At 55.8% G+C, this 6075-nt stretch carries 4 protein-coding genes and 1 pseudogene; 3 read left to right on the forward strand and 2 right to left on the reverse strand.

The genetic code is table 11. The annotated features are described in order from the left end of the window. Window positions 1-73: 73 nt before the first annotated feature. Both ACFFAR_RS22125 and ACFFAR_RS22130 read right to left on the reverse strand, forming a co-directional pair. Complete coding sequence (locus ACFFAR_RS22125) at window positions 74-1690, reverse strand: efflux transporter outer membrane subunit (RefSeq protein WP_375508478.1); 1617 nt, start codon at window positions 1688-1690, stop codon at window positions 74-76. Between the two features lie 256 nt (window positions 1691-1946). Continuing rightward, entirely contained in the window at window positions 1947-2219 is a 273-nt protein-coding gene (locus ACFFAR_RS22130; RefSeq protein WP_375508479.1) for a hypothetical protein, read from the reverse strand. Between the two features lie 1119 nt (window positions 2220-3338). Here ACFFAR_RS22130 and ACFFAR_RS22135 point away from each other — a divergent pair. The 3 genes and pseudogenes from ACFFAR_RS22135 to ACFFAR_RS22145 form a co-directional block, all read left to right on the forward strand. After that, the gene (locus ACFFAR_RS22135; protein ID WP_174364656.1) at window positions 3339-4073 is read left to right on the forward strand and encodes a response regulator; all 735 of its coding nucleotides are present in this window, start codon (window positions 3339-3341) and stop codon (window positions 4071-4073) included. Beyond that, window positions 4057-5322 (forward strand): ATP-binding protein, encoded by a 1266-nt coding sequence (locus ACFFAR_RS22140; protein ID WP_174364655.1) that lies wholly within the window; start codon window positions 4057-4059, stop codon window positions 5320-5322. The genes ACFFAR_RS22135 and ACFFAR_RS22140 overlap by 17 nt, the downstream gene beginning before the upstream one ends. Before the next feature lie 497 nt (window positions 5323-5819). Next, window positions 5820-6075 (forward strand): annotated as a pseudogene (locus ACFFAR_RS22145) (hypothetical protein); the annotation flags it as partial.

The following is a 6075-nucleotide window of genomic DNA, read 5'->3' on the forward strand; positions in this document are numbered from 1 at the left end:
CTGCACGTTGACCGCGGTGCCCCAGTCGGCGGGAATTGAGTTGAGGGGGCGCGCGTTTCACCGGAGAGGTCGGTCATTGAGATGGCGTTTCCACTGTCTGCGCCGACGTTAGCTGCCCCGGTGATGACGTATTCGTCGCACCACCTTTTGTGTCATCCCACTGCCAGCCCCCGCCCAGATTCTTGACTAACGTGACGCTGCTCTCAGCCAAGGAGGCTTGGGTGTCCGTCATGCTTTGTTCCGCCTGCAAAAGGGTGAGCTGCTGCGTCAATACGCTTTGCTGACTGGCCGTTCCCGCCATCAACTGAGCTTGTTCACTCGAGAACAGTTGCCGGTTGCGCTGAAGGACATTTGCGTACGCCGTTTCTTGCTGCTTCAAGTGGTTCAATGAAGACAAGCTGTCCTCGACGTTCTGGAAAGCGGTCAATACTGTTACGCGATAAGTCGCCACCTCTTGGTCATAGGTGGCTTCTGCTTCACGGACCGCCGCTGTACGTGCGCCCCCATCGAATATCGTGCCCGCAAGTTCAGGACCGAGCGTCCAGAAGCGGCTTGGCACGGAGAACAGATGTGCCAACGTGTTGCGCTCAAAGCCGCCCTCTGCAGACAGCGTCAGATCGGGAAAGAACGCCGCTTCGGCCGCACCAATTTTTGCATTGGCCGCGGCGGCAGTGCGCTCTGCGCTCACTACGTCATAGCGCCGCTCGAGCAGTTGAGAAGGCAGACCGAGCGGGATGGAGGGCGTCGAAAATGAGTAGTCTGTTTGTGGCATTAGCGAAAAACTCGCCGGCGGCTGATCGATCAATACGGCAATCGCGTGCTCGTACTGCTCGCGAGAAGTCTCAGTGGTCTGCAAATCAGCAATCACCACTTCAAGCGTGTCTTGTGCCGTTAGCACATCGTCGTTCGTCTGAGTTCCTTGCGAAAAGCCGGCTCGCGTCATGTCAAGGATGCGAGTATCGATCTGTTGCTGGAGCGTGAGAAAGGCGATGTCTATGTCCGCCTGCCGCAACTCGAGATAGTCCATAGCGACGCTCGTCGCAATGGAAAGACGCTCCCCGGCGAGTTCCGCATCGCTTGCCTGGGCGCTCGCTTTAGCCGACTCAATCCCGCGGCGGACTTGACCCCACAAGTCGAGTTCCCAACTGGCTGTTGCGTTCGCACTGACGAGGTTAGTCGGCGCGCTCGTCCCACCTGCGGTCGCTTGACCGGTGGTCGTAGTGGCAGCCGCGCCGTTGCCGCTACGCGTACCTGACATGCCTGCGGTGACCGTAGGGAACAGGCTGGCGGTATTGGCGTCCACTGTGGCCTTGGCAAGTCCGTACGCCGCTTCAGCGGAGGCGATCGACTGATTAACTTTGAGAGATTGCTCGATTAAGTGCGACAGCGTGTCGTCGTGATACTCGAGCCACCAAGTGCTGGACAAAGATCCTTGCGGATTTGCCTGTGCGCGTTGCCAATTGGCGCCTTCCTTGAACGAGTTCGGAACGGCAACCGGCGACTTCTTATAATCGGGGCCGACGGCGCAGGCTGCGACGCTTAAAGTAAGCGCGGCGACCAAACCTAAAATTAAAGCACTGTGTGGATCATCGAACAGAACGATCGAACGGTATGTCAAATTCCGAAATGTAGGACTACCTATCTCAATAGTAGATTGAGCCCATTGAATCAAGCATGAAAGTTTTCTCAAAGTAACTCCGTGAGCCTCATACAAAACGGGCTTGGAAAGTCATCCGTCTGAGCAGTGCTAAGCGGATAAGAGATCTGGTCATCTATTGCGGTTGTTCGGAATGCCGAATCCTCATTTTAAGACGCGGCAATTATTCCTTGGTCACGGCAAAACGGGAGTTACCTAAACAGGCGCTCTCTGTTGCACGACAAGTGCGCTAACCTTGGGTCCATCGCCGGCGCAAATTTTAAATTGCGCCGTGACCACGCACGTCGATTCATTGGGCCGGTAACATTGATCCGGTCTTGTCCGCTTGATGGCCGACGGACGATACTGCCTTGGATTCTGGCGCACCGCCATATGCCGAGTAAGATACTTCAAGCGTGTTTGTTTCAGCGGCAATTGTCACAGCACTTAGACCGCGCTGCGATGCAGGTGCACCGGCCAACGGGTTGTAGTACGGTGCCGGGCCATATCCACTCGCGAGAGCGGGGCCAGCCACAAGAGCCGTGCTTATGACCAACAACGATGCTATAAAAATGTTTTTCATGATGTTCTCCAAATAGTTAGAAGATGATTGCGGTGAGAGTCAGGATTTGATGAGTCGATAAACTTCCCGTTGTGTCTCCCGTTGTCAAACGCGACGACCAAGCCTGAACGTAAAGCACTTCGTGAATCAAGGACAGAAGCAACGGTTCCGAAATTAAATTTCAATACGTACGATCACTTACTATAAAACCGCAAACTGAATCGAATGAATAGAGACAAAGCGATCTCCATGAGCCTCGTGCAAGACTTTGGTGAATCCCGGCTTCGTTAGGTGCCGTGGTCTTGCACTGGACCGGTAAGCGGCGACCGTAGATTGGAACGTTGTGCCCTGTCGTTGAACGCAATAGAAGAGTAATCAAATTCTTGACCCTCTAAGTTTCGATCCGAAAGATTTTGAAATAATCTGGAAACGGAGCGTGTCTCCGACCCCGCTATCATCCATCAATGACATTGCGATCGATCCGTTGCGAGGAATGCGCGGCGAGCATGGGTTGACAAGCATGTGGCGCGCGAGAGCGCAAGCGCTGGAGATCCGTGCAGCGATTCTCAATACCGCGGAAGGCATGCCTTCAACCTGTAACGCGGGGCGCGGTCTACTGGCATCTTCGAAGCACGGGCGCCGTTTCGAGGCCATTTAGTAAGGCTTCCAATGCCGCTAGACCCCTTTGCGATGCTCTTGGCAGCGGATGGCGCGTCCCATTGGGTCGCCTACGGGCAAAGATGGAAGCGCTACTCTTGGGCGCGCTAGGTGATACCCGTGCGAAGTACCTTTCTGACGTCTTCTGTGCACGATTCGAGCAACCGAGGAGACGGGGTTTTCTGCTGTCGCGTACACACCGCTAGTCGCGATGCCAAAGCACAGACCGTACGGACGACGCGGTACGCTGTATCAATACGTCATCTGTCCCGAGATTTTGACGCAAGAACGTCTGCTGTGCCGATTCACGCTACTCTTACAGACACCTCCGCAAAGAGCCATATAACCTAAGGACGGTTCCGCGCTTGAGTCTGGTGAAGGAAGATTAGTATTACTTTTCAGTGTGCAACGCGCCATTGAGCCGAGCGGTGCATAATGCGCGCCGGAGGGTCCGCGTTAAACAGGACGGACGGGAGTGTGCGCATGAATATTGACGTAATTCAGGTTTTGCTTGTGGATGACGACGCGGGCTTGCGCGATCTGTTGAGAGCGTTTTTTCAGCAACGCGGTATCGAATTTTCGGTCCTTCACAATGCCAACAATCTTGCGAACCGTCTAGCTCTTGAGCGACCGTCTATCGTAATTTTAGATGTCATGATGCCCGGAGTCGATGGACTAACCGCGCTTAAAAATCTACGCGCTTCGGGCGATGATATTCCAGTTATCATGCTCACAGCGTTGGCAGACGATGTCGATCGCGTGGTCGGTCTAGAGCTAGGCGCTGATGACTTCATTGGCAAGCCTTTCACGCCTCTGGAGTTGTTCGCACGTATCAAGGCGGTGCTGCGTCACCACTCGGGTCGAATGCCGGCGGCCGCACCCGCACGCCAGGACATTTACTGGTTTGGAAGGTTTCGCCTGGACCTTGGCGCTCGTGTACTCTATTGCGACGACAAACGGATGAAATTGCCTCACGCGAGTTATGCGCTACTGGAAGTCTTCGTTACTCGTCCCATGGAAATCTTGTCACGCGGCCGGCTACTCGACCTGTTGTACGGCCCCGATGCGGATATCACCGAGCGAGGCATGGATCTGTCTGTCTGGCGGCTGCGTCGATTGCTAACAGAAGACCCGTCCCAACCTTGCATGATTCAAACGGTGCGCGGCGTCGGGTACATGTTCGTGCCAAGTGAGATCGAACGTGAAGATTCGCCTTAACACCCTCTTCAGTCGCGCTGTAGTGATGACAACGAGCCTCCTCGTGCTGTCATACGCTGCGTCGCTGTTTCTTTTCGGCCGTGAAGCGAACTCTCAACACGCGGAACATGCATATCATGATCTGCTGATGATTGAGCAGGCGAGGCCCGACGGTTTGGGTGCCACCAAGCGCATCGCCGACTTGCTGGGATTCGGTTATTTGGAAGCCCGAGACACACCTTTTGACGGCGCTTCGATTGCGCCGCGCGAAACCTATGGCTTATTCGAGAACGCGCTGCGCAGGTTTTTACCCGCGGGCAGCCAAGTCATCCAAGCCGGCGGAGCAGGAACAATATGGGTTCACTATGCGGGCGACAAAAACTGGTTCGAAATACCGGATGCCACCTTTTCTGCTGGTCGCGTCCGTAGCGCGCTGGCTTTGATGCTCGCCTTCGCTATCTTGGTCGCGGCCGCTGGCACCTGGGATGCTCAGCGGCCGCTGCGACGCCTTGCAAAAGCGGCACGTGAATTCCGTATGGGCATCAGTGCGCCGGTGGTTAGCGCGAGCGGCCCGCGCGAGGTGGCGGAACTGATCAGCGACTTTAACGAGATGGTTCGCCAGATCAGCGAGCACGACCAAGAACGCGCCATGATGTTGGCTGGCGTCGCTCACGACCTACGCACACCGTTGACACGAATGCTCGTACGCGCAGATTTGCTGCCTGACGGAGCAGAACGCGTGGGTTTTCTCAGCGACGCCGAATCGCTTGGGAGAATCATCACGCAATTCCTTGACTTCGTGCGTGATAAATCGGACAGATCACCACTGATCTCGGTCGATGCCTACTGCGCGCGTCAGTATGGGAGCGTACCCGACGACGACGAGGAAGAGTCCCTGCTCAAGCTGGATCTTCACGCGGGAAGCAATTTCAGATTACCGTTGGTCGATATCGACCGAATCCTCTCCAACCTGCTGGAAAATGCCATGGCCTATGGGGAGCCGCCAGTCGAAGTCACAACGTCCATACAAGACGGGAATTTTACATTGACACTACGTGATCACGGCCCCGGAATTCTCGACGAACAGCTTGAGCGAGCGACTCAACCGTTCGTGCGCCTGGACGCCGCTCGTGGAGGCGATGCGCATTCCGGGCTGGGGCTCGCAATTGTGCGAAGACTAACGCGACGCAACGGCGGAGCACTTTCAGTCACCAATGCTGTGGGCGGCGGACTGAGTGTCTCGCTGGCTTTTCCCGATCGTAATGGTTGAAGCGTAGGAATGAAGGGGAATCAAGGTAAGCGCGCGCCACGACGGAACGCCATGCCACGTCGCGCCGGTGCGGACGCTGGTGGCCAATCGGCCTCAGCACACAATGCCCCGGCATCGTCTGCAAAGGGTCCTGCAGCTCGCCACTGGCCATTCTCAAGGAAGGTCGAAAGATATGCCCGAGGAGCAGGATGGTTGGCCTTCAAACCGTCCTTTCCGCTCCCATACTCAATTATCGAAGCAAACTCGATATCGCCTCCTATAACGGCACAGTTGCCATGGTTGATGGCATCCTGCTAAGTCACTGACAAGGAAGAAGATGCAGCGCGCATAGAGAACCGCGCATAATTGCCGTATAGCTTTGATTGATTGTCACCGAAACGAAAAAGGTAGGCACAATGGACTTATTCAAGACAGGCGTTCTACAGCAATCTGCATTTCCTACCGCCAGTCGGCGAGAGCTACTTAAGTTATCTTTGTACGGTGGCCTTGCTTCCTTGATGACAACAGTTGTTGCGAAGGCCGATGAGCCGGTCAACGCGCCGGCGCAGATGGGTCGAACCGTGCCGGACCGACCCTTGCCCATCGTGGATGCGCGTTTTCCGGCCGAGGTGGCTCCGGGCGTGTTCGTCTTGCCCGACAAGCGGATCCCGCTCGTACCGAACGTCGGCATTGTGGTCGGACGGGATCTGGTGCTCGTAGTTGATTGCGGTCTTGGGCCTGAAAGCGGGGAAAGCGTCATCAAGCTCGCCCGCC

Origin of the sequence: uncultured Caballeronia sp., assembly GCF_964243625.1 — a bacterium.
In the GTDB taxonomy this organism is placed as follows: domain Bacteria; phylum Pseudomonadota; class Gammaproteobacteria; order Burkholderiales; family Burkholderiaceae; genus Caballeronia.

Coding starts and splice junctions, on each gene's coding strand:
- ACFFAR_RS22130 (WP_375508479.1), bottom strand. CDS start 2,219: ATGAAAAACATTTTTATAGCATCGTTGTTGGTCATAAGCACGGCTCTT.
- ACFFAR_RS22135 (WP_174364656.1), top strand. CDS start 3,339: ATGAATATTGACGTAATTCAGGTTTTGCTTGTGGATGACGACGCGGGC.